At 59.4% G+C, this 23,842-nt stretch carries 26 protein-coding genes; 13 read left to right on the top strand and 13 right to left on the bottom strand.

Going from position 1 to position 23,842, the window contains the following annotated elements; genetic code table 11:
- Window positions 1–34: 34 nt before the first annotated feature.
- From ahpF to IMX18_RS08120, 7 genes are all read right to left on the bottom strand, one after another.
- Window positions 35–1,597 carry an alkyl hydroperoxide reductase subunit F gene (gene ahpF / locus IMX18_RS08150; RefSeq protein ID WP_217191277.1) on the bottom strand — a complete coding sequence of 521 codons (1,563 nt, stop codon included), beginning with the start codon at window positions 1,595–1,597 and terminating at the stop codon, window positions 35–37.
- 124 nt (window positions 1,598–1,721) lie between these two features.
- Complete coding sequence (gene ahpC, locus IMX18_RS08145) at window positions 1,722–2,285, bottom strand: alkyl hydroperoxide reductase subunit C (RefSeq protein WP_004375926.1); 564 nt, start codon at window positions 2,283–2,285, stop codon at window positions 1,722–1,724.
- Between the two features lie 325 nt (window positions 2,286–2,610).
- On the bottom strand, window positions 2,611–3,966 hold the full coding sequence (gorA, locus tag IMX18_RS08140; protein ID WP_217191275.1) for a glutathione-disulfide reductase: 1,356 nt from the start codon (window positions 3,964–3,966) through the stop codon (window positions 2,611–2,613).
- 187 nt (window positions 3,967–4,153) lie between these two features.
- Window positions 4,154–4,993, bottom strand: coding sequence for a UTP--glucose-1-phosphate uridylyltransferase GalU (gene galU, locus IMX18_RS08135; RefSeq protein ID WP_013973181.1), 840 nt, complete (start codon window positions 4,991–4,993; stop codon window positions 4,154–4,156).
- Window positions 4,994–5,232: 239 nt separating this feature from the next.
- On the bottom strand, window positions 5,233–6,147 hold the full coding sequence (locus tag IMX18_RS08130) for a c-type cytochrome (protein ID WP_054572095.1): 915 nt from the start codon (window positions 6,145–6,147) through the stop codon (window positions 5,233–5,235).
- A complete protein-coding gene (locus IMX18_RS08125) occupies window positions 6,144–6,794 on the bottom strand; it encodes a c-type cytochrome (protein WP_015270871.1) in 651 nt (216 codons plus the stop codon). Before IMX18_RS08125 ends, IMX18_RS08130 begins: the two co-directional genes overlap by 4 nt.
- A 77-nt stretch (window positions 6,795–6,871) precedes the next feature.
- Window positions 6,872–7,231 carry a hypothetical protein gene (locus IMX18_RS08120; RefSeq protein ID WP_015270872.1) on the bottom strand — a complete coding sequence of 120 codons (360 nt, stop codon included), beginning with the start codon at window positions 7,229–7,231 and terminating at the stop codon, window positions 6,872–6,874.
- 160 nt (window positions 7,232–7,391) lie between these two features.
- Between IMX18_RS08120 and IMX18_RS08115 the strand changes: the two genes are divergently transcribed.
- The 8 genes from IMX18_RS08115 to csrA all read left to right on the top strand — a co-directional run bounded on the left by IMX18_RS08115 (window position 7,392) and on the right by csrA (window position 13,147).
- Window positions 7,392–7,694, top strand: coding sequence for a DUF1883 domain-containing protein (locus IMX18_RS08115; protein ID WP_004375922.1), 303 nt, complete (start codon window positions 7,392–7,394; stop codon window positions 7,692–7,694).
- 7 nt (window positions 7,695–7,701) lie between these two features.
- Window positions 7,702–7,872, top strand: coding sequence for a hypothetical protein (locus IMX18_RS08110; RefSeq protein WP_013973186.1), 171 nt, complete (start codon window positions 7,702–7,704; stop codon window positions 7,870–7,872).
- Window positions 7,873–7,915: 43 nt separating this feature from the next.
- Window positions 7,916–9,004, top strand: coding sequence for an NAD(P)H-dependent flavin oxidoreductase (locus IMX18_RS08105; protein ID WP_054572096.1), 1,089 nt, complete (start codon window positions 7,916–7,918; stop codon window positions 9,002–9,004).
- Window positions 9,005–9,084: 80 nt separating this feature from the next.
- Window positions 9,085–9,843, top strand: a complete 759-nt coding sequence (gene modA / locus IMX18_RS08100) for a molybdate ABC transporter substrate-binding protein (RefSeq protein WP_054572097.1) — start codon at window positions 9,085–9,087, stop codon at window positions 9,841–9,843.
- Complete coding sequence (gene modB / locus IMX18_RS08095; protein WP_015270875.1) at window positions 9,843–10,523, top strand: molybdate ABC transporter permease subunit; 681 nt, start codon at window positions 9,843–9,845, stop codon at window positions 10,521–10,523. Before modA ends, modB begins: the two co-directional genes overlap by 1 nt.
- Window position 10,524: 1 nt before the next feature.
- Window positions 10,525–11,616 (top strand): molybdenum ABC transporter ATP-binding protein, encoded by a 1,092-nt coding sequence (gene modC / locus IMX18_RS08090; protein WP_217191273.1) that lies wholly within the window; start codon window positions 10,525–10,527, stop codon window positions 11,614–11,616.
- A 57-nt stretch (window positions 11,617–11,673) separates the two neighbouring features.
- Complete coding sequence (locus IMX18_RS08085; protein WP_015270877.1) at window positions 11,674–12,696, top strand: DNA topoisomerase IB; 1,023 nt, start codon at window positions 11,674–11,676, stop codon at window positions 12,694–12,696.
- A 253-nt stretch (window positions 12,697–12,949) separates the two neighbouring features.
- Entirely contained in the window at window positions 12,950–13,147 is a 198-nt protein-coding gene (csrA, locus tag IMX18_RS08080; protein ID WP_004375914.1) for a carbon storage regulator CsrA, read from the top strand.
- 45 nt (window positions 13,148–13,192) lie between these two features.
- Here the strand turns inward: csrA and IMX18_RS08075 are convergent, their stop codons facing one another.
- The 5 genes from IMX18_RS08075 to IMX18_RS08055 all read right to left on the bottom strand — a co-directional run bounded on the left by IMX18_RS08075 (window position 13,193) and on the right by IMX18_RS08055 (window position 17,318).
- Complete coding sequence (locus IMX18_RS08075; RefSeq protein WP_015270878.1) at window positions 13,193–13,546, bottom strand: response regulator; 354 nt, start codon at window positions 13,544–13,546, stop codon at window positions 13,193–13,195.
- A gap of 11 nt (window positions 13,547–13,557) precedes the next feature.
- Window positions 13,558–15,003: an ATPase domain-containing protein gene (locus IMX18_RS08070; protein ID WP_015270879.1), complete on the bottom strand. Its 1,446-nt coding sequence runs from the start codon at window positions 15,001–15,003 to the stop codon at window positions 13,558–13,560.
- A 6-nt stretch (window positions 15,004–15,009) separates the two neighbouring features.
- The gene (locus IMX18_RS08065) at window positions 15,010–16,167 is read right to left on the bottom strand and encodes a two-component system sensor histidine kinase NtrB (RefSeq protein WP_043935714.1); all 1,158 of its coding nucleotides are present in this window, start codon (window positions 16,165–16,167) and stop codon (window positions 15,010–15,012) included.
- A gap of 42 nt (window positions 16,168–16,209) precedes the next feature.
- Window positions 16,210–16,485 carry a hypothetical protein gene (locus IMX18_RS08060; RefSeq protein WP_043935716.1) on the bottom strand — a complete coding sequence of 92 codons (276 nt, stop codon included), beginning with the start codon at window positions 16,483–16,485 and terminating at the stop codon, window positions 16,210–16,212.
- Between the two features lie 617 nt (window positions 16,486–17,102).
- A complete protein-coding gene (locus IMX18_RS08055) occupies window positions 17,103–17,318 on the bottom strand; it encodes a helix-turn-helix domain-containing protein (protein ID WP_080671134.1) in 216 nt (71 codons plus the stop codon).
- A gap of 993 nt (window positions 17,319–18,311) precedes the next feature.
- Here IMX18_RS08055 and IMX18_RS08050 point away from each other — a divergent pair.
- The 5 genes from IMX18_RS08050 (at window position 18,312) to IMX18_RS08035 (ending at window position 22,472) form a co-directional block, all read left to right on the top strand.
- A complete protein-coding gene (locus tag IMX18_RS08050; RefSeq protein ID WP_217191272.1) occupies window positions 18,312–18,866 on the top strand; it encodes a DUF262 domain-containing protein in 555 nt (184 codons plus the stop codon).
- A gap of 96 nt (window positions 18,867–18,962) precedes the next feature.
- Window positions 18,963–19,214, top strand: a complete 252-nt coding sequence (locus tag IMX18_RS08045) for a hypothetical protein (protein ID WP_225903928.1) — start codon at window positions 18,963–18,965, stop codon at window positions 19,212–19,214.
- A gap of 85 nt (window positions 19,215–19,299) precedes the next feature.
- Window positions 19,300–19,569 carry a hypothetical protein gene (locus tag IMX18_RS08040; protein WP_217191271.1) on the top strand — a complete coding sequence of 90 codons (270 nt, stop codon included), beginning with the start codon at window positions 19,300–19,302 and terminating at the stop codon, window positions 19,567–19,569.
- A 287-nt stretch (window positions 19,570–19,856) separates the two neighbouring features.
- On the top strand, window positions 19,857–20,000 hold the full coding sequence (locus tag IMX18_RS28455) for a DUF7706 family protein (RefSeq protein WP_425355283.1): 144 nt from the start codon (window positions 19,857–19,859) through the stop codon (window positions 19,998–20,000).
- A gap of 2,058 nt (window positions 20,001–22,058) precedes the next feature.
- Entirely contained in the window at window positions 22,059–22,472 is a 414-nt protein-coding gene (locus IMX18_RS08035; protein ID WP_217191269.1) for a helix-turn-helix domain-containing protein, read from the top strand.
- 16 nt (window positions 22,473–22,488) lie between these two features.
- On the opposite strand, the gene IMX18_RS08030 is transcribed toward IMX18_RS08035, so the two are convergent.
- Window positions 22,489–23,553, bottom strand: a complete 1,065-nt coding sequence (locus IMX18_RS08030; RefSeq protein WP_225903927.1) for a hypothetical protein — start codon at window positions 23,551–23,553, stop codon at window positions 22,489–22,491.
- Window positions 23,554–23,842 lie beyond the last annotated feature (289 nt).

The raw sequence follows: 23,842 nt of genomic DNA, 5'->3' as shown, positions 1-23,842 counted from the left end.
CTGCGGGCATGCCCGCGAAAGGGCCGGTACAGGCTTATGCCGGTACCGAAGTGCGGATCAGGTGGTCAAAGGCCGCCAGCGATGCCTTGGCCCCCTCACCTACCGCAATCACGATCTGCTTGTACGGCACAGTCGTCACGTCACCCGCCGCAAACACACCAGGGATGCTGGTCTGGCCCTTGGCATCGACGATGATCTCGCCACGTGGCGACAGCTCGACGGTGCCTTTCAGCCAGTCGGTGTTCGGCAGCAGGCCGATCTGCACGAAGATGCCCTCCAGCGCCACTTCATGCTGCTGGTCGGTGGTGCGGTCCTTGTAGCGCAGGCCAGTCACCTTTTCGCCATTGCCAAGCACTTCGGTGGTCAACGCACTGGTGATCACATTCACGTTCGGCAGGCTGTGCAACTTGCGCTGCAGTACCGCATCGGCACGCAGCTGGCTGTCGAACTCGATCAGCGTTACCTGGGCGACGATACCCGCCAGGTCGATGGCCGCTTCCACACCCGAGTTGCCTCCACCGATCACCGCCACGCGCTTGCCCTTGAACAGTGGGCCGTCACAGTGCGGGCAGTAAGCCACGCCACGGGCGCGGTATTCCTGTTCGCCCGGCACGTTCATCTCACGCCAGCGGGCACCGGTAGCCAGGATCACGGTCTTGGCCTTGAGCGAGGCACCGCCGGCCAGACGTACTTCGTGCAGGCCGCCATCGGTGGCCGGGATCAGCGCTTCACCGCGCTGCAGGTTCATGATGTCCACGTCGTACTGCTTGACGTGCTCTTCCAGCGCCGTGGCCAGCTTCGGCCCTTCGGTTTCCTGTATCGAGATGAAGTTCTCGATGGCCAGGGTATCGAGCACCTGGCCGCCGAAACGCTCGGCCGCAATACCGGTGCGGATGCCTTTACGCGCGGCATAGATGGCTGCCGAGGCGCCGGCCGGGCCACCACCGACCACCAGCACATCGAAGGCGTCCTTGGCGTTGATCTTTTCGGCCTGACGGCTGCCTGCGTTGGTGTCGATCTTGCCGAGGATTTCTTCCAGGCCCATGCGGCCCTGGCCAAACACTTCGCCGTTCAGGTAAATGCTCGGCACCGCCATGATCTTGCGCGATTCCACTTCCGCCTGGAACAGCGCGCCATCGATGGCCACGTGGCGTACGTTGGGGTTGAGGACCGCCATCAGGTTCAGCGCCTGGACCACGTCCGGGCAGTTCTGGCACGACAGCGAGAAGTAGGTTTCGAAGGTGAACTCGCCTTCCAGCGCCTGGATCTGTTCGATCACTTCGGCACTGGCCTTGGACGGGTGGCCCCCGACCTGCAGCAGTGCCAGCACCAGCGAGGTAAATTCGTGGCCCATGGGGATGCCGGCGAAGCGCAGGTTTATGTCGGCTCCCGGGCGGTTCAGCGAGAACGATGGACGACGGGCATCGCTGCCGTCCGCGCTGAAGGTAATAAGGTTCGACAGGCTGGCAATTTCCACCAGCAGGTCGTGCAATTCGCGGGATTTCGCGCCGTCGTCGAGGGAGGCAACGATCTCGATCGGCTGGGTGACCCGCTCCAGGTAGGTTTTCAGTTGCGATTTAAGCGTGGCGTCCAACATACGGGCGATTCCTTTTTCAAAACTCGGATACAAAAACGCCCAGGCGAACTCGCCCGGGCGCTTTACGGGGCGGTAGGTACTTCAGCTTTGGCGGCTGGCTACCGCCCGCGACATACACATCGGCTTAGATCTTGCCGACGAGGTCCAGCGACGGGGCCAGGGTGGCTTCGCCTTCTTTCCACTTGGCCGGGCAAACTTCGCCTGGGTGAGCGGCAACGTACTGGGCAGCCTTCACCTTGCGCAGCAGTTCGGCAGCATCGCGACCTACACCACCGTCGTTCAGTTCGACGATCTTGATCTGACCTTCCGGGTTGATCACGAAGGTACCGCGATCGGCCAGGCCGGCTTCTTCGATCAGCACGTCGAAGTTGCGCGAGATGACGTGGGTCGGGTCACCGATCAGTGGGTACTGGATCTTGCCGATGGTGTCCGAAGTGTCGTGCCAGGCTTTGTGGGTGAAGTGGGTGTCAGTGGACACACCGTAGATTTCCACGCCCAGCTTCTGGAACTCGGCGTAGTTGTCAGCAAGGTCACCCAGCTCGGTCGGGCAGACGAAGGTGAAGTCGGCCGGGTAGAAGAACACGACAGACCACTTGCCTTTCAGGTCGGCTTCGCTGACCTGGACGAACTCGCCTTTGTGGTAGGCGGTGGCGTTGAACGGTTTGACCTGGCTGTTGATAATTGGCATGAGAGACGCTCCTTCATGGGGTTGGAATCAGTTGATGGAGAGAATCCTAACCGCTGGTCCCGATAAAGGCTCATTGGCAAAGCTCATGCTTTTGATTGGTTTTGGCTATAACCGGTAGTAACTAATAGAAGGGAATGGGCTGAGCAAAGGATTGCGGGGTCATGCCCCTGACTCCATGGTCGTGTCACTCCTGTAGGAGCGGCCTTGTGTCGCGATGGGCTGCGAAGCAGCCCCTGTGTATCTCACGATTGCAGAAATACTGGGGGCTGCTTCGCAGCCCATCGCGACACAAGGCCGCTCCTACAACGGTATGCGTTCCGTTGAGTCAGCGCGTCGCGGTGCGCATGGTCACGAACTCTTCGGCCGCCGTCGGGTGCACGCCGATGGTTTCGTCGAACTGTTGCTTGGTCGCACCGGCCTTCAGGGCAATGCCCAGGCCCTGGATGATCTCGCCGGCGTCGGGGCCAACCATGTGGCAGCCCAGCACCTTGTCGGTCTCGGCATCGACCACCAGCTTCATCAGGGTCTTTTCCTGGATGTCGGTCAGGGTCAGTTTCATCGCACGGAAGCGGCTCTCGAATACCTGCACCTTGTGCCCGGCCTCCAGCGCCTGCTCCTCGGTCAGGCCCACGGTACCGATGGGAGGCTGGCTGAAGACTGTGGTGGGGATGTTCTGGTAGTCCACCGGGCGGTATTGCTCAGGCTTGAACAGGCGCCGGGCCACGGCCATGCCCTCGGCCAGAGCCACCGGGGTCAGTTGCACGCGGCCAATCACGTCGCCAATGGCCAGGATCGACGGCGCGGTCGTCTGGTACTGCTGGTCAACGCGAATGTAACCGCGTGCATCCAGCTCGACGCCGGTGTTTTCCAGGCCCAGGTTGTCCAGCATCGGGCGCCGGCCGGTGGCATAGAACACGCAATCGGTGACCAGCTCGCGGCCATCCTTGAGGGTGGCCTTGAGGCTGCCGTCCTCGAGCTTGTCGATGCGCTGGATGTCGGCATTGAACTGCAGGTCGAGGCCGCGCTTTTCCAGTTCTTCCTTCAGGTGCGTGCGCACCGAACCGTCGAAGCCACGCAGGAACAGGTCGCCACGGTACAGCAGTGTGGTAGCCGACCCCAGGCCCTGGAAGATGCCGGCGAACTCGACGGCAATGTAGCCACCGCCCACCACCAGCACCCGGCGTGGCAGGTCCTTGAGGTAGAAGGCTTCGTTGGAGGTGATGGCCAGTTCCTTGCCCGGAATGTCCGGCACCTGTGGCCAGCCACCGGTGGCGATGAGGATGTGCTCGGCGGTGTAGCGCTGGCCTTCCACTTCCACTTCATTGGCACCGGTCAAGCGCGCATGCCCCTGCAGCAAGGTAACCCCGCTGTTGACCAGCAGGTTGCGGTAGATGCCGTTGAGGCGCTCGATTTCCCGGTTCTTGTTGGCAATCAGGGTGCCCCAGTCGAAGTGCCCTTCTTCCAAGGTCCAGCCGAAGCCTGCGGCCTGCTCCAGTTCGTCGGCGACGTGTGCGCCGTACACCAGCAGCTTTTTCGGCACGCAGCCGACGTTGACGCAGGTGCCGCCCAGGTAGCGGCTCTCTGCCACTGCCACCTTTGCCCCGAAGCCGGCGGCAAACCGCGCCGCGCGCACACCGCCGGACCCGGCACCAATCACGAACAGATCAAAATCGTAGGCCATGTATTCACTCTCCTAGGCAGGCGCCCAGCATAACGCACTGGGGCCGCTTTGCGACCCTTCGCGGGCCCGCCCGCTCCACAGTACCGGCGCAACCTTAAAGGCCTGCACAATACCTGTAGGAGCGGGCGTGCCCGCGAAGGGCTGCAAAGCAGCCCCAGTTATCAGCTTTGATACAAGTAGCGGCTTATCAGTAAGCCTTGCCAGTCTTGTAGTAGTTCTCGAAGCAGAAGTTGGTCGCGTCGATGTAACCCTCGGCGCCACCGCAGTCGAAACGCTTGCCTTTGAACTTGTAGGCGATCACGCAGCCGTTCTGCGCCTGTTGCATCAGGGCGTCGGTGATCTGGATCTCGCCACCTTTGCCCGGCTCGGTGTTGGCGATGATGTCGAAGATGTCCGGGGTCAGGATGTAGCGACCAATGATCGCCAGGTTCGACGGGGCGTCTTCCGGCTTTGGCTTCTCGACCATGTTGGTGACACGGAAAATGTCGTCACGGATCATGTCGCCGGCGATCACGCCGTACTTGTTGGTTTCCTGCGGATCGACTTCCTGGATGGCGACGATCGAGCAACGGAACTGGTTGTACAGCTTGACCATCTGGGTCAGTACGCCGTCACCTTCCGGGTTCACGCACAGGTCGTCCGCCAGCACCACGGCGAACGGCTCGTCGCCGATCAGCGGGCGGCCAGTCAGGATGGCGTGGCCCAGGCCTTTCATTTCGGTCTGGCGGGTGTAGGAGAACGAGCACTCGTCGAGCAGGCGACGGATACCAACCAGGTATTTTTCCTTGTCGGTGCCCTTGATCTGGTTTTCCAGCTCGTAGCTGATGTCGAAGTGGTCTTCCAAAGCACGCTTGCCGCGCCCGGTGACGATGGAGATCTCGTTCAGACCGGCATCCAGTGCCTCTTCAACGCCATACTGGATCAGTGGCTTGTTGACCACCGGCAGCATTTCCTTGGGCATGGCTTTGGTAGCGGGCAGGAAGCGGGTGCCGTAACCGGCTGCCGGGAACAAGCATTTTTTGATCATATACGTCCTTACAAAAGGCTAGGCCAGTGGAATTCGGCGCAGTCTAATCAGGCGGCAGTCACCTTACAATGCCCTACCTGTGGCCGATCGATGGGAAGATAGAGATAACCTAGTGTAGATAGTTCCGGTGGATCGTAAATATTGCTGTCATCCATGCCCGTTGGATGACAGGAAATCGGGGTTTCCTGTACTGGCCTCTTCGCGGACAAGCCCGCGAGGAGGCCAGTACAGGCAATACATCAGCTACCGGTGCCCTGCCCTATCAGCACACCATCGACCTTCTGCCCATACAGGTTCACCCCGTCATTGGCATGGAACTTCACCCGCGTCTTCTCGATGGAGCCTTCCACCAGCCGCGGATCCTGCGGCCGTTCATGGCGGTTGACCCAGGCCGCCACATCCCAGGCCTGCTGATCGCTAAGGCTGCCCGGCTTGCCCAGCGGCATGTTGTACTTGATGAACGACGCCGCGGTATTGATCCGGTGCATGCCGGCGCCCCAGTTGTAGGAGTCCTTGCCCCACAACGGCGGCATCACGTACTCGCCCGCCACCTTCTGCCCTTCGCCATTGTCGCCGTGACAAATCGCACACTGCTCACGATAAACCTGCTGACCGCGCTTGAAGTCGTATCCGCCCTTTGGCTGCGGCACCTCCGGGTACCCGCGCCCGGCAATCTCGACGCCGGTCGGCGCCTTGGTCGACAGCCAGTACGAATACACCGCCAGCGCCGTCATCTGCGGGCTATCGGCCGCAGGCGGCTTGCCGTTCATGCTGAACTGGAAGCAGCCCTGGATGCGCTCGGCATAGGTGTTGACCTTGTCATTTTTCTTGCGGTAGGCGGGGTACATCGGGTACGCCCCCCACATCGGCGCGGAATGCGCCAGCCGCCCCTGGTCAAGGTGGCAGTTGCTGCAGTTCATGCCGTTGCCCACAGCCTCGGGCATCAACCTGCGGGTGTCTACGAACAAGGCATGCCCCTCGCGTACCATCTTGCCAAAGGCATTGTCAGGCAACTCGCTTTCCGCTGGTGGCACGAACTGCGGCGCGGCCTGCACGCCAGGCACTTTCAACTGCGACTGGTCTTCCATGGCAATCTGGGCGGCGTGTGCGCTGCCCATGGCCAGCAGCAGCAGGGCTGGAATCATCGGTTTCATGGCTTGACCTCCTGGCTGGCGGGGCGGGCGAAGAACTCGGCAACGGCCTTGATCTCGTCATCGGTCATGGCCTTGGCCACGCCGACCATCAGCTGGTTGGGGTCATTGCTGCGCGTGCCGTCACGCCAGGCATTGAGCTGCGCCACCAGGTAACTGGCGGGCTGGCCGGCCAAGGGCGGGAAGTGTTCGCCAACCCCGCCACCGCCCGGGCCATGGCATTGCACGCAACCAGGAATCTGCCGGCTCCAGTCACCGTACAGGGCCATGCGGGTGGTGGGGTCATCGGCGATCTGCTGGCGACGCAGGTCGCCTGCAGGGTCTGCCGGCAGGCTGGCCAGATAGGTGCTGACCGCCTCGATCTCATCCTCGCTCAGGGCATTGGCAAGCGGCTCCATCACCGGCTGCTTGCGGCTGCCGTTGCGCCAATCATGCAATTGCTTGCTGAGGTAAGCGGCCGGCAGCCCGGCCAGGCGTGGGAAGCCGGCAGCGGCAATGCCTTTGCCGTCCGGGCCATGGCAACCCAGGCAAGCCATGGCGGCGGGGTTGGCCCCACCCTGGGTGAAGACTTTCTGGCCATCGGCGGCATGCGCCGTGGGCCAGGCCAGGATCAGCAGGCTGCCGACCAAGGCGCGACTCAACGGTGTCATCACGAATCTCCCTTTCTATTGTTATAAGCTTAGGCTTAAAACATATAAGTAAAAGGAGCGTGATCAGTTGCCCTGGATCAACTACCGGAAATGCATTGGGTGGCTGCGGTGCGCACGTCGCCCAGGCGCAGCGGGAAATTGTTCAGCCGCTCGTGCAACTTGATGCTGCTGCCGCTGCCACGCTTGTCGATATCCACCAGCGCCGCCGGGCCCACGCCCGAGCTGATTTTTTGCGGCACGATCAGCCGCAGGCCATCGCCACGCTGCTCTTCCACAAGCGGGTCCCGGGTATCGGCCAGCTTCTGCTTGACGCAATCGGCATACGCGCGTGGGGACTTGCCCGAGATTACATCCAGCGTTTCATGCGACTGTTCCAGTTCCGTAACACTCACACAGCCACCCAGCGTCATCGCCAACGCCGCCACCATCCACTTCATTTGCAGCACCTCTGCCTTCAAGAATCCGCTTTGACCACAGCCAGGCTGTTTTGCTCCCTGCTTTGGCAGATTTATCTATGCCTGGCGGAACAGCGCGGCAGTGTAACCCGACATCGTGGTATCTTTTGCCTTTGCAGAACCAATCCTTGCGGAGCATCACATGAAATTCGTACACCAGCGCGAGCACCTGAACGAGGACGATATCGTCGTCATCGAGTGCTCCCAGCGCTGCAATATCCGCCTGATGAACGACGCCAACTTCCGCAGCTTCAAGAACGGCGGCCGTCATACCTACCACGGTGGCCATTTCGACAAGTTCCCGGCGAAGATCACCGTGCCAAGCACCGGTTTCTGGAACATCACCATCGATACCGTGACCACCCGCCCGATCTCGGTTACCCGCAAGCCAACCTTGACCCACAAGATCAAGATCGTCCGTCGTTCATCGTCGAAACTCAGATAAGGCCACCATGACCCAGACCACCAAGTACGTCATCAAGTACAAGCTCGACGGCCAGCGCCGCTGGGACTTCGCGCTGATGCCCGACGCCTCCCTCGAACAAGCCCTGGAAGCCCTGCGCAAGATTCACGGCGAAGACGCCGAGAAGATCAGCGACATCCAGGTCAGCAAAGCCTTGTAAATACCCGCCCCACCGTACCGCCCGCCCGCGCAAGGAGAATCGCATGAGCCACTGGCCCGACCGCCGCATCCTCGACCTGCTGGGCATCGAGTTGCCCATTCTGCAGGCCCCCATGGCCGGTGCGACGGGCTCGGGCATGGCCATTGCCGTGGGCCTGGCGGGCGGTTTGGGCGCCCTGCCCTGCGCCATGCTCACGGGCGACCAGGTGCGCACCGAGATCGCTGCCTTCCGCGCCGGCTGCCCGGGCCGCCCGTTGAACCTGAACTTCTTCTGCCACCAGCCGCCAGCGCCCGATGCCGAGCGCGATGCACGCTGGAAGCAGGCGCTACAGCCCTATTACAGCGAAGTGGGAGCCGACTTCACGGCGCCCACACCGGTGTCCAACCGGGCGCCTTTCGACGAACATAGCTGCCAGCTGGTCGAGCAACTGCGCCCGGAGGTGGTGAGCTTCCACTTCGGCCTGCCACATGCCGGCCTGCTGCAACGGGTAAAGGCCAGTGGTGCCAAGGTGCTGTCCAGCGCCACTACAGTAGAGGAAGCCGTGTGGCTGGAGCATCACGGCTGTGATGCGATCATTGCCATGGGCTATGAGGCGGGCGGCCATCGCGGCATGTTCCTCAGCGACGATATCACCAGCCAGATCGGCACCTTCGCGCTGGTGCCGCAGGTGGCCGATGCGGTCAGCGTCCCGGTGATTGCCGCTGGCGGCATTGCTGACCACCGCGGCCTGTTGGCGGCATTGGCCTTGGGTGCTTCGGCAGTGCAGATCGGAACTGCGTACCTGTTCTGCCCCGAGGCCAAGGTGTCGCCGGCGCATCGCCAGGCCCTGGACAGCGCACCTGCCAGCGACACGGCGCTGACCAACCTGTTCACCGGCCGACCGGCGCGTGGCATCAACAACCGCATCATGCGCGAGCTGGGGCCGATGAGCGATTTGGCCCCGCACTTCCCGCTGGCCGGCGGGGCCTTGATGCCTTTGCGGGCGATTACGGATCCGCAGGGCAATAGCGATTTCAGCAACCTCTGGTCGGGGCAGGCGTTGCGGCTGGGCAGGCATATGCCGGCGGGTGAGTTGACCCGGGAGATTGCCGAAAAGGCGCTGGCCATGATCGGCCGCCAGGCGTCTGCATAAGCAGGTCTGGCCCCTTCCCGGCCCATGGCCTACCGCTATATAGTTAAGGATATAACGATAAGCCCCAAGGAGCTGTCTTCATGCGTATCCGCCCACCCCACTTGGCTGCCACCGCCCTGACCAGCCTGCTTGCCTTCAACACTGCCTGGGCCGATGAAGTCCAGGTCGCGGTCGCAGCGAACTTCACAGCCCCTATCCAGGCCATTGCCAAGGACTTCGAGAAAGACACTGGCCACAAGCTGGTCGCTGCCTATGGCGCCACCGGCCAGTTCTACGCACAAATCAAGAATGGCGCGCCGTTCGAGGTATTTCTCGCTGCCGACGACAGCACCCCAGCCAAGCTCGAGCAGGAAAACGCGATTGCCCCGGGCTCACGCTTCACCTACGCCATCGGCACCCTGGCGCTGTGGTCGGCCAAACCCGGCTATGTCGACGCCAACGGCGAAGTGCTGAAGAACAACCAGTTCAAGCACCTGTCCATTGCCAACCCGAAAACCGCGCCCTACGGCCTGGCCGCCACACAGGTGCTGGACAAGCTGAAGCTGACCGAAGCCACCCGGCCCAAGCTGGTCGAAGGGCAGAACATTACCCAGGCGTTCCAGTTCGTATCCACCGGCAACGCCGAGCTGGGCTTTGTCGCCCTTTCACAAATCTACAAGGACGGCAAGGTCGAAAGCGGTTCGGCCTGGATCGTTCCCTCGTCCCTGCACGAACCCATCCGCCAGGACGCGGTAATCCTCGAAAAAGGCAAGGACAACCCCGCCGCCAAGGCCCTGGTCGACTACCTGAAAGGCCCGAAAGCCGCGGCAGTGATCAAATCCTACGGTTATGAAATCTGATGCCACTGGATGCCAGTGACCTGGGTGCCATCTGGCTGACCGTGAAACTGGCCAGCATGACCACCCTCATCCTGCTGATCGTCGGCACGCCCATCGCCTGGTGGCTGGCGCGCACGCGCTCGTGGTTGCGCGGGCCGGTGGGCGCGGTGGTGGCCTTGCCGCTGGTACTGCCACCCACAGTGATCGGTTTCTACCTGCTGATCGCCCTCGGCCCACATGGCTGGCTGGGCCAGGCGACCCAGGCGCTGGGCCTGGGCAGCGTGGTGTTCAGTTTTACCGGCCTGGTAATAGGCTCGGTGATCTACTCCATGCCGTTCGTGGTCCAGCCGCTGCAGAATGCCTTCGGCGCCATTGGCCAGCGCCCGCTGGAAGTGGCCGCGACGCTGCGCGCCAGCCCCTGGGACACCTTCGTCCACGTGGTGCTGCCGTTGGCCCGTCCGGGCTTCATCACCGCCAGCATCCTCGGTTTCGCCCACACGGTGGGCGAGTTCGGCGTGGTGTTGATGATTGGCGGCAACATCCCCGACAAGACACGCGTGGTCTCGGTGCAGATCTTCGACCATGTCGAGGCCATGGCCTATTCGCAAGCGCACTGGCTGGCCGGTGCCATGCTGGTGTTCTCGTTCCTGGTGCTGCTCCTGCTTTACGCAGGACGCCGCGGCAAGGCTGGCTGGAGCTGAAATGAGCGCATCGATTGTGGCGCGCCTGCAACTGGCACGCGACGACTTCACCCTGGACGTAGACCTGCACCTGCCCGGCCGCGGCATCAGTGCGTTGTTCGGCCACTCCGGTTCTGGCAAGACCAGCTGCCTGCGTTGCCTGGCGGGGCTGGAACGGGCCGCCAGCGCCTACATCGAGGTCAACGGCGAAGTCTGGGAAGACAGCGCCCGCGGATTCTTTCTGGCACCACACCTGCGCCCGGTAGGCTACGTGTTCCAGGAGGCCAGCCTGTTCCCGCACCTGTCGGTACGCGGCAACCTGGAGTTCGGCTGGCGCCGGGTGGCCGCTGCCGAGCGCAAGGTCAGCCTAGACCTGGCCTGCCAGCTGCTGGGTATCAGCCACTTGCTGGCACGCCGGCCGGCGACCTTGTCCGGTGGCGAGGCGCAGCGGGTGGGCATTGCCCGCGCCCTGCTCAGCAGCCCGCGCCTGCTGTTGATGGACGAGCCACTGGCTGCCCTCGACGGGCCGCGCAAACGCGAAATCCTGCCCTACCTGGAACGCCTGCACGACGAACTGGACATCCCGCTGGTGTATGTCAGCCATGCCCAGGAAGAAGTGGCGCGGCTGGCCGACCACCTGGTGTTGCTGGAGCAAGGCCAGACAGTGGCCAGCGGCCCGATCGGCGAAACCCTGGCCCGTCTCGACCTGTCGCTGGCCGAGGGCGAGGATGCCGGCGTGGTGTTTGAAGGCCTGGTGGTGGCACATGACGCGCACTACGACCTGCTCGACCTGCGCCTGCCCGGCAACGACGGGCCGCTGTTGCGTATCACCCACCCTGCCCAGGTGATGGGCAGCACCTTGCGGGTCAAGGTGCAGGCGCGTGACGTCAGCCTGGCCCTGGCAGCTGACAGCACTTCGAGCATTCTCAACCGCTTGCCGGTGCGCGTGCGCGAAAGCCGCCCGGCCGCCAACCCGGCCCATGTATTGGTCAGCCTGGATGCTGGCGGCAACGCCTTGCTCGCGCGCATCACCCGCTTCTCGGCAGACCAGCTCGGCCTGCACCCGGGCCAGGTGCTGTTTGCCCAGATCAAGTCGGTGGCGCTGCTGGGCTGAGCATCGGCCCCGTCGCTGGTGTCCATTGATCAGTGACCTGATCGAGGCCTGCCAACCATGCTTGACTGCCCCCTGCCGCGCACCCTGCACTACGTCGACGACAGCCAGCCGGGCCTGACCCGGCGGCGCTGGAGAGAGCGCTTCATCTACCTGGATGCCGACGGCCAACGAGTGCGCGACAGCGATACCCTTGCCCGCATCGCTGCACTGGCAATCCCACCGGCCTATACCGAGGTGTGGATCTGCGCCGACCCGCAAGGCCACCTGCAAGCCACAGGTCGCGATGCCCGTGGCCGCAAGCAATACCGCTACCACGCGCAGTGGCGCGAAATACGCGACCAGCACAAGTACGGGCGCATGCTGGCGTTTGCCCAGGCCCTGCCGAAATTGCGCGCACAGCTGCACGACCACCTTGCCCGGCCAGGCCTGGACCGGGAAAAGGTGATGGCGCTGGTGATCAGCCTGCTGGACCACACCCTGATCCGCATCGGCAACCAGCGCTACCTGCGTGACAACCAGTCCTATGGACTGACCACCCTGCGCAACCGCCATGTCGAGGTGAAGGGCAGCAGCATCCGCTTCCAGTTCCGCGGCAAGCGCGGCGTCGAGCACAACGTCAGCCTCAACGATCGGCGCCTGGCCAACCTGCTCAAGCGCTGCATGGAACTGCCCGGCCAAGCGTTGTTCCAGTACCTGGACGACGACGGCCAGCGCCATAGCGTCGGCTCCAGCGAGGTCAACCAGTTTCTGCAGCAGCTGACCGGTGCCGACTTCACCGCCAAGGACTACCGCACCTGGGCCGGTAGCAGCCTCGCCCTGGACCTGCTGAGGCCCTTGGCCTGGGAGCCCGAGAGCGAAGCCAAGCGCCAGGTCGCCGCCATCGTCCGTCAGGTAGCATCACGCCTGGGCAATACACCGGCAGTGTGCAGGCGCTGTTACATTCACCCGGCTGTACTTGAACACTATGCCCTGGGGCGCCTGGCCAACTTGCCGAAGAACCGTGTGCGCAAAGGCCTGGACCGTGAAGAAGTAGCCTTGCTGTTATTTCTTCAGGCACTCGAGGAACAGGATGACCATTAACCCGGTCTATTCACACCATGATGCGAAGAAATTTCCCATTGGCCGCCAAGCCCCCTATTCTTGCCACCGAGCACCTTGGCCGACAAACCGCTGGCGGTTTGCTTCGGCACCTGCGACTGAAGACACGCAACAGAATTTGTCTGTCGGGGAATTACTATCCGCCGAAAGCGTCTTTAATGAGAAGGAAGAGGGACAAGCTCCCGCCGCCGTGGCAACTAGCCCGACGGACTTTTACATCACCAAGGAGAACTACATGCTGATACTCACCCGCAAGGTTGGCGAAAGCATCGTCATCAACGATGACATCAAAGTCACCATTCTGGGCGTCAAAGGGATGCAGGTGAGGATCGGTATCGATGCACCGAAAGACGTCCAGGTCCATCGAGAAGAGATCTTCAAGCGTATTCAGGCCGGCAGCCCGGCCCCGGAAAAGCACGACGACTCGCACTGAGCGACCTGCCTCAAGCCGCACGGACGCGCTTGATCGCGCCGCGCCTCAGGTGCCCAGCAGTTCGCGCACCTTGGCGATCATACAGTCCATGTCGAACGGTTTGTCGAACACCGCGGCGAACAGTTCCGGGCATCCCTGGTTGGCCTGCGCGCCACTCATGAGGATGACCGGCAACTCGCTCAAGGCCGGGTCTTCACGCATCGAGCGCACAAGCTCCTCACCGTTGAGCAGTGGCATCATGTAGTCGGTGATGACCAGCTGAACGCGCTTTTCCTTCAGTGCCTCCAGCGCCTTGTAGCCGTTGCTCGCCTTTTCCACCAGAAAACCCTCGTCCTCCAGGGCAAAACCGAGGATGTCGGCAATCAGGTACTCGTCATCGACGATCAGGATGGTGTTCATCGCCCGCCTCGTCACCCGCTCCCCTGCGGCACCGGCGTTCCCGAAAGCACACCGCAAGCGCCTTCGAACGCCTTGCGCAGGGTAATGCCCTGCGGCCCGATCAGCAGCTCGTGCAAGGCAGGGTCATGGTGGCTGTCACGCACCTTGAGGATCGACAGCATGCGCCGCAGCTGCGAATCCAGCTCGACGAAGCGCATCAGCATCAAGTTGTCGACGATGCTTGACAGGTCCGGGGCCGGGGCGCTGATTTCCGCGCCGAAAATGTCGCGCATTTCCCAGGTCAGCATCACGCTGACATCGCGCGCGCGCAGTTCGCCGACCAAGGCGCGGAAAAACGCATTGAGCCGCGCCGGGTCGATGGCCAGGCGGCTGAACGCCCCCAGGCTGTCGATCAGCACGCGCTTGCTGCCTTGCGCTTCGACCCGCTCGAGCAGGCGCGCCCCGACCTGGTCCAGCAGGCCCTCGGTAGTCGGCTGCCAGCAAAGCTGCAGGATGCCTGCCTGCTCCATGGCTGCAAAATCGTAACCCAGCGACGCGGCCTTGATACGCAGGCGCTCCGGCGTTTCGTAAAAGCCGAAATGCAGCCCCGGCGCCTGCGGGCTGCTGGCACCGAGAAATGCCAGGCCCAATGACGTCTTGCCAATACCCGAGGGCCCGATCAGCAGGCTGACCGAGCCCGTGGCCAGGCCGCCACCGAGCATTTCATCCAGGGTCGCCACCCCGCTGCGGATGCGCTCCAAGGTGGCGCTGCCCGCCTGGCTGGGGTGGCTGAACAGTGACTCCAGGCGCGGGTATACATGCATGCCGGTTTCATCGATGAGGCATTCATGGCGCCCCGACAACGCCGCACTGCCCCGCGTCTTGCGCAGCTGGATATGACGCACGGCGCGGCTGCCAAACAGTTGCTCGCCCAGTTCGATCACCCCGTCGACCATCGTGTGCTCCGGGCTGCCCTCGTCCAGCCGGGCGCTGGTCAGCAGCAGCACGGTGCAGCCCGCAAAGGCCGCATGGCCCTGTAGTTCAGAGACGAATTTCTTGGTATCCAGCGCGGTTTCCGCACGCACCCGGGCATTTAGCACGCCATCGACGATCAGCAGGCTGGCCTGCTGGCGGGCGATTTCCTGGCGCAGCAGCCGTACCACGGCGTCCAGGCCTTCCTGCTCCAGGGTATCGAAGGCACTGACGAACTGGATCGGATCACCTACCAGCGCCGGGTCGAAGAACTCCAGGGTCGCCAGGTACTGGAACAGCCGCTCGTGCGACTCGCTGAGCAAGGTGGCCACCAGCACCCGGCCACCACCGCGCACATGCCCGCAGGCCAGCTGATTGGCGAGGATGGTCTTGCCCGCCCCCGGCGGGCCCTGAATGATGTAGGACGCGCCAGCCACCAGGCCACCCTGGAGCAACGCATCGAGCCCATCGATCCCCGTCACCAGCCGCCTGAGTGCCTGTGCCATGGTGTTCTACCTGTCGAGTTGGCTGTCCGTGTGCTGATAGATTGGCAAGTAAAGCTGCATGCAAGTTCCCCGGCCGGGCTCGCTGTCGACGCAAATGGCACCACCGCTCTGCCTGGCAAAACCATACACCTGGCTGAGGCCCAGGCCAGTCCCCTTGCCAAAGGGCTTGGTAGTGAAAAACGGTTCGAAGATCCGCGGCAGTACCGCTGGCGCGATGCCCTCGCCGCTGTCTTCGACCTCGAAACGCACAAACCCGCCGTGCAGGCCCTCCACCTCACCGGTCAGCTCGACCACCTCGACTGTCAAGCCGATCCGGCCCTGCCCCGTGATGGCATCGCGGGCATTGAACAACAGGTTGAGCAGTACCATCTGCAATTGCCCGGCATCCACCTCGATCAGGGGCAGGTCCGGTTGCAGCACCACCTCCAGGTCAATCGATCCAGGCAGCGCATGCTCCAGTAGACCACGGGTGGCGGCAACAAGGTTCGCCGGGGCGACGCAAGCCACATCAAGCTTGCGGTGGCGGGCAAAGCTGAGCAACTGCTGGGTCAGCTCGGTGCCCCGCTGCCCGGCATCGAGAATGTGCTGCAACATGCGCTGGGCGCGTGCCGGGTCCTGGGTGGCCAGCGCCAAGCGCGCCGAGCTGATGATGATGGTCAGCATGTTGTTGAAGTCATGCGCCAGGCCACCGGTCAACTGGCCGAGGGCCTCCAGCTTCTGTGCCTGGAACAGCTGGGCGCGCACCGCGTCCAGTTGCAGCGCCGACTCGCGGCGGTCGGTGATGTCCCGGGTCACCTTGGCCAGGCCGACAATCTGGCCCTGGTCATCGCGAATCACATCCAGGGCGGCCAGCGCCCAGAACTGCGTGCCATCCTTGCGTACGCGCCAGCCCTCATCCTGCGCCTCGCCCTGCTCCAGCGCCTGGCGTAGCAAGCGCTCCGGGCGGCCCTCGGTGCAATCCTGCGGAGTGAAGAACAACGAGAAATGCTGGCCGATCACTTCATCGGCACGGTACCCCTTGATACGTTGCGCGCCTGCGTTCCACGACACCACATGGCCGGAAGGATCAAGCATGTAAATGGCGTAATCCACCACCGACTGAACCAGCTGTTCATAGCGTTGGGCAGTCATGACAGGGTGATCGAGACAGTCAGCTGAAACCATGCGAACTCCACCGGCACAGCAGGAGGGAAAATATTGCGAGGTTCAACGCCCAGGCTCAACCAGCACAAGGCTGATGCGCCGAGGCATCGCCACTTTCAGCAGCCACAAGCCGACCAGCAGGATAAGCCCTCCACCGGCCAGGGCCATCAGCCGCTGCGGTTGAGAGTGTTCGGCATCGAACCCAAGCATCAGCAGATAACCGCCCAGGCTGATCAGGCTCAGGTAGAGAAATGCCGCCAGCACGACGACCAGCACGAACAAAAGTCGCCACAATAGCCGTGGGTGCACTATACGCTCGGGAGTATCGGACAGAGTCATCACCGCACACTCTTTGGATCCAATAAAAGGGCAACAGTGGCGTAATGATAGCAAGGTGTCAATTGCCCATTCGATCGACCTTCATTCTGTTGATCATAGGCGCTGTGGTTGACTCAACTATAACAATGGGTTATAAAGCGCGCTTGATTGCGAAGCCCTTCTGCTTAGAAGTGAGCTGGTCGTTACGGCCCCTTCAAGCGTGCGAGTGTGGTGGAATTGGTATACACAGCAGACTTAAAATCTGCTGACTGTCAACACCTTTTATGTCATGCCATTGCACCTACATAAAGGGCTGTAGACCACGTACAACCAAGCTTCTAGCGTTTGCCCTCATCCTCTATATCCTTCATTATTTTTGGTCTTTTTGAGAGCTTGGTAGCCATTTGGTAGCCGGCACTTAAAATTTGCTCAGCTCTCGTAAGCTTTCCTCAGCTCTCGTAAGCCCAAAGCGCCTCCTCCTCGAAAAATCTTATATTTTCTAAAATTTTTTCCATCATTAAATCGGCTACCAAACCCGCCCTCCAGGCACAAAAAAACCCAGATTGATCTGGGCTTCTTGCTAGCCAGAGCATCGTGCCATGGCCTGTATGAGCATCATGCTCGCGGTTCGGTAGCGGTCAGCAACCAGATGGGCAATACATAATTTTGGAAAATGCCACAACATCTTGGGTGCGGTAATAAATACGACGAGAAACATGCTTTAACGCAGGAATTTCTTTCGCGTGCTTATTAGTATACCGCCAAAACCTCAAGGTTTCTTTTGACACACCAAGGACGTCTGCAGTCTCATGCACGTCGAGAAACTCTTTAGCCAATTTATCAGCCGCGATCATTAAAACCCTCTCAAATATTCACTTTCACTAAAGCACCCCTCCCTAGGCGTCAATTAAAGCTAAATGTTTGCACAGCCAACCGTCAAGGCACGAGAGACACATTTTCAAATGGTGTGTCAGCAGCATACTCACTGACTGGCCTGAAACCCTAGCAAACACAGATGGGTATGCCAGACGCATACCTTTATAGAGATAATTGAAAACCCACTGAACGGTGAATGAGAGCTGCGGGGGGGCTGGGTACTCGAGGATTGATCATCGCCGCAATGGATCACCCCGCGCCGACTCTACGATAACAACTTTCCACCGCACACCATCTGTATGAAGCAAATACAGCGAAGCTGCCTTTACCAGCATTAGCTACCCCCGAATGCTTGCGACCTCTACGGGTATGCGCCCAGCACTATAAAGCCAACAATTTAACGGTATGTTTTCCGCGTACTTTCTTTAAAAAAATGGCACTTTTTTTGTTTGAGGTCAAAATCAAGCCAGCGCCTACGGCGCTGAAAAAAAGCGATGCGCCTGCGGCGCTCAAAAGCAAGCCACGCTCACGCGCATGCGCGTGAGGTGAAGTAGCGAGCAATGGGGCGAGGCAAGGGTGGCATGCAGACCTGAGCTATCAACATCCACCTAAAACAGCAGAATTTATGATCTCAAAATGGCATCAAAAAATCTGCAAAATAAGAGATCTCTGCTTTTTTTTGCTAACAAAATAATAGAGCTCCGTTTTTGAAAAAACATTTCAAGGGGGGGGTATGAAAAAAAATTTCATGAGAGCTTCAGAACGAGCAGATCACAGCACATCCATACACCGTCGAAAAATATACTAGCGGTTTATGCCAAACTATACTGATGGTTTATTTACGACGCGAAATCCGGCTCACTTGCCAAGAAACCAATATCGGCGCGTTTTTTCCTGATTTTCTGTGCTAAAGTCACGCCATCTTGAAACCCTATTCAACGCATCGTTAACTCAACGACAAAGTGACTTCCATGCAATCTACAAATGCTTCCCAGCCTCGAGACCCAGAAATCAGATCAGCCTTTCAGATTGGCATGCCGATCAATGTGATGCATACCACTGTATACCTGCATGACCTAGATCATTTATTTAGAAATTATCAAACCTTTTCGACATCTGAATTGATCTATCAGGCGGACTATCCGTGGGCCAGTAGCTTTGCGATGGGTCACCCTTTTGTTGAATGGCAATCAAGGCCGGATTGGAGTGATGAGCAGAAAAAACGCTTTATTACTGAGGCTTGGAGAGGAGGATACCTGGGAACTTATATAGTAAACTCCTGGCACCAGATTGTTGATGGGTGCTATGAGCCTTACAGCAATCTACTCATAGATGGCCAAAAGCGCTTGACAGCACTCGAGCATTATTTCCGCGACCGCATTCCTGTTAAAGACTCTTCTGGAAATCTACGATACTGGTCGGAACTACCGAACTCGGAACGCCGACGGTTTCTCGCTATACCATTCATCAGAGTCACTATGCATGCACCTGACGCAGAAACGCTCTGGGTGCTGCGGAGAGAGTAAGCCCTACCGCTTCGATACCACCCGGTTCCCTGACTCAAATTGGCTGCGGCCAGTGTAGGTCTTATGCCATAAGCCCTCTTCTGGTAAGTGATTGGTATGAATATGCTGAAAATTCTTGATCGACTCTGGGACTCGGCTTTTCCGGACAACAGATCTGAAGCTGAGAAAGACAAGGAGCGGGAGTTCATTCAAGCCGTCAACCAGCTCAAGACGCTCCGCACTACGGCCCGAGGTGGGATGGCGATTGATCCGGAGGAAATCCGCGATCAGGTACTGCAGAGTCGCGAAGCCTATCGAGATCTCGTCTCACCGCTGCATCGCAAAAATTTGCCAAAATCCGACGCCTAGACCAGCCTAATCTGACCTACTTCCCGCGAGGGTATATTGTTTTCCTTCGGATTTTTCTCTCCCCCCTACTAAAGTTCGCCCCTCCGTGCAATTGGCGTTGAGCCATGACGCTAAGGAACAACTGTTTGCCAAGATCAAAGCAAGTGGGCTTGTGGATGGAAATCACCTGCTTCCCTCCAAAATTGACCCTAGTAACAAGATGAGGGATTCAGGGCTGGCGGCATTTCGTCAGCTCTGGCACCAGCTCATGGGCCTGATGATCAAGCGTGGATCGACCGCATTGTTTCCGCGCTGGATAGAGCGACTGGTGACAATCTACATGCATCTCATGAACACAATGCGAAGCGAGAATTGAAGTCAGTGCGCGCCCCTTCGGGGTCAGCTGGCTTGACCTCGACGGCTTCCATCCTAGCCTCTCCGCCATCCTGGCTGCGCGCTCCGTCTGGTGATGAAGAGCATATTGCCGCAGCCGGAGGCTTGGCCTACAGGCTTTGGAAGTTTTCAAACTTGAGCCACCTCGTGGGCCTACCTGCCGCTAATGGAGCATCCCCATGAGCAAGTTGAACCAGCACAGTGACGTCAGAGTGATTTTCGAGATTGATGGCTGCTAGGCGGATGCCTTCATGAGCCACGGAGAGGGCTATGGCACTCGCCCAACTCTTTAAACGGGCCCACTGGAGCAAGTTTCGTGGGTGCGCAATAGATGATGTCGAAGCCTATTCAATCCGAGCCGCTGTCGGAAAGGTGCAGAATGCCTGGGCCCGTAGTGGTTACAACCCACGCTGATCCCGTCGGTATCACCCAATTAGCTATGACGCTTTAGACCTCGGCTTACCGCTAGGGCGCATCCCCTTATTAAATTGGGGCAAGACGCCCTACCCCTTTCGATCACAGGCTGCTTTGTGGCGTTCAAGGTAGGTCATTTCCTGCTGCCACTTTGAAAGAAACTTCAACCAATCATGTAGATAGGCGCCTTCAGCTACTCGGGTTGAACCACGACTCGCGCATTCGAATCGTTCTCGCCACGGCTGGGGGATGTTTTCATCTCGGACTATGGCCATACCGATAGGGTGCGGTTCCGAGGGTACAATATTTAGAACCTCGTCAGCGCCCAGGGCCTGCCTGTAGATGGGTAGGGATTGCTCCTGGTACTCAATGTCGTCCAGGACTTGGATTACAGCGTCAGCCCGTGGATCGCCGGGTATCAGGTGAGCGAGTGCCCAGAGTGCCTTTCGCCTTGCAACCTCGAGAAGATGGAGGTCGCCATCAGCAGCACTGCTGTACAGCGTTTCTTGGACATCTCGGCTCATAAATCCTCGGACTCGTTTCCACTCTGCACTCTGAGCGCGCCCCTCTCGGGGACAGCTGTCGTGAACCAAGCCGCTCTCACCTACGGTGGCGTCATGGCCCGTTGGGCTTCCATCTTCGCGCCTGCGCGCTCCGCTTGCCGGAGGTGTGCAGTTCGAAATGCTGAAGCCTACCTCTACACCTCACAATAGCTCGGTGGCCAGAACATCTGGACGAGGTACTCGTGGTTGCATACGCCCACATGCGCCAAATTGCCTAGAAATGGTCGTTGTAACGTACTTTTTGGAATGTAACAGCGACGACGTTACATTCCGAAAAGTACGTTACACAGGCTAGGATCACGAGAGGCATGATCATGACCTTGCGTTGTTTCCGGAGGCTCACCTACCAAGCTGTGAGCTGGTGCACTCTCAAAAAAACGGCAGATCATCGCTACTCATAATGATCCCATTTGGGGACATTAACCCATCAACCCGCCATTAATGCTCCATTTTGGGAACATTACGCGAGACGTTGCGTCTTTGCTCAAACGCGGCAGAGCTTTGCAGAAAGCTTGCCGGCAAGCAGACTAGAAATTTGTTAGTCGACTGTTCTTTGGGGGATTGAATGGAGCTGGTCATGAGCAAGAGCCAAGCTCGGCGCCGGTGGCGAAGGATCATGAAGCTCGTCCAGCAAGGCGAGACGTTTGTGATCACCAGGCTAGGCAAGCCAGTATGCAAAGTTTGTCCACCTGATTAAGCATAGGAGCACATTTGTACTCCTCCGGAGAAGGGCCGCCCAGGCCTTTCAGTAGCTACGACCTAGCCAAAGTTGATACGAAGTCGTTTTACCGATAGGGTTGCTTTGTATGTGTCTGGCACCAACGCCTCAACCCTGAGGAAAAGATCTCTTCACTGGCACGCCGAAAGCCCGCCCGGAAGAGCCAGAGACCCCGAGCAGTACCCTGAACCGCCTAAATGGCGGTTTTTTTCTACCTGCCGCTAGATGCTTTCACTGGTACCGCAGCGGGAAGCGTCCATGTTGGTCGAGCGTGCCCCATGGGCTGACCGATTCCAGATGCATTTACAGAACACTGCTACCGAAGCAATGCCGGTGGGCACCCCACCCTCGCAGTTATCCCACCTGCTTCCACTTCATGGTCATTTCTCTTACGTTGGGAAAGGCAGAGAGGTGTCGATGACGACGACCCGGTGCTTTTCAGCACCCGGATCTTCAGGCTCCCCAGGAAACCAGCTCAGCGACTCGTAGCCCATAATCCGCCCTTCACGCACGACGTCCTGGTAACACGCAACAGCGTCTTCCAGTGCGGAGCAATCAGATCGCGGAATCAGAATGGGTAGGCCAGGATCGTACTTCCGCAGCTCTTCAATCAGCTCGCCTACGTTCACATTGTTGTCCTCGAATAGCGGCCTTGTGGAGACCGATGGCGACGTCATTCAAGGTATACGCATGGGAGTGAACATTTTCCAGCCGTGATAGGCTTAAAGCTGAATACGTAGCCTCCTATCGAGATAGCAAATCCGCCGAGACTGAAGCATGACGCTCAAAGCCTCTTTCGCCAGCGTGCTTCGCGCACTGCGTTGCAAGCGAAATATCACCCAGAGAGACTTCGCTGACACCACCAGCCGTACCTATCTTTCTAAGCTTGAGCTCGGTAAGTCGAGCATCACCCTGGACAAGCTCGAGCAAGTGAGTGAGCGCCTAGGGCTCAGTCCTCTGACGCTACTCACGCTCACATTGAGTGAAGATACCGCACAGCCGGCGACCGACTTGATTTCAATACTGAGGTCGGAGCTTGCCGAGCTACATCGAAATGGAGGTCTGAGCGGCCTGAAAATTTCGGTGAGCGACGCTCGAGAATCCTTTCCCTCCGAAGGCCAACGAAGGCCTCAAGGGAAGAGCACCGGGGTTTCGAATGCACTGCAGACCGAGTTGGCCTTCATGGACTGAACATCCTGGCTTACCTCTACAAGATGCTGCTAAGCATTTCCTCCAGGCTCTCGCCCTTGCTGCTCTCAAACACACCGGCCTCACCGAACACAACCTGGATGTTGGCCTGGGCGAAAAACTCGGCGGCAGCGAAGTCAGATGCAGTGCCTGTTGGAAGCACCAAGATGAGCTTGGTGTTGGCCTCACCGTAGCGGTGCTTGTAGTACGCAAGCTGACCAAATGCGGTGTAAAGCTGGGCCGACATTGAGGCGCTGGTCTTGACCTCAAAAATCACCTTGGCTTTCTCAGTAGCTTTGTCCACTAACGCTAAATCGACCTGATGCTTACCAACCTTGAGCTCCGGATGCCCCTCAACAAGCTCATCCAGCTTGCGATGGAGGGCATTGCAGAGTGGGCCATGGAGATACTGGTACTCGCAGGTATCGCTGCTTGGGGTATAGGATTTGCTGCCCTCGAACTCTTCCTGCTCCCGCCATTTAGCACCCGATCCATCTTCGTCGTCGATGGCTTCATCTGCAGCCTGGGCATCCCCACCGAGCTCCGCTTTTCTCTGTTCCTTGAGTCGTTTGACCTTGAATAGGAACTCTGCGATGTCATTCGCGATGCTGGGTGAGTTCGTTGAAGACACAGCAATCACATCTGCCGTCTTACCGTCGTCGTCTACCTCTATAAGCCAGTCGTGAAAGTGCTCAAAAGCGTACTGACGAGGTACCCGACCACGGAACGCTGTGAAGGTGCCCCGATGACAGATGAGGGTTTCACCCTGAGGAGCAGCTACCAACACCCCCGAAACACCACGGTTGAGGCCGTCAGGAATGTTGATCTCAGCATCTGGTGACAGCGTGCCACCGTCGTAACCCAGCTTGAACAGGTGTGCTTGTCGACCATGCCAAGGCGGAGGCACAGCAAATAGCATCTCCCCCAGATCGGTCTCCAAGGCATATGTGCGGCATGGTGCTTTATCTCCACTCGGGAATGCCCATTCTTCTATCCCGCGTGGCTCAGCCTGATCGATCAGAGACTTTTGAAGAGAGCGGATACCTCTACGCAGCCGGGCATTCGCTGTAATGACCTGCACCACCTTGTACCTCCATATTTCCCTAATAGGCCATCAAGATCTTGCGAGATTCAGCGACGGCAAAGCACGCAATGATAGCACTTCGACATGCACCAATTCTCTGGATAGGCTTGGAGGACACTCGTAGCTTGATAAGCATTTTGAATGCACGCTGATACCGGCATCGTGCCGCCAGCCCTCCCCCCTGATAAGGCAGATTTTCACCAGCTTCAAATCAGAATTTAGATCGTGTCCCGGGAAGTGGTGTAACTGAACCAACCGAAGGCGCCCTGCGGGCGAAAGAGGATGGTCA

It is taken from the genome of Pseudomonas shirazica (assembly GCF_015168335.1).
GTDB lineage: Bacteria > Pseudomonadota > Gammaproteobacteria > Pseudomonadales > Pseudomonadaceae > Aquipseudomonas > Aquipseudomonas asiatica.
The sequence above is the reverse complement of the archived record's forward strand: the minus strand, read 5'-3'. Positions and strand labels throughout refer to the sequence as shown.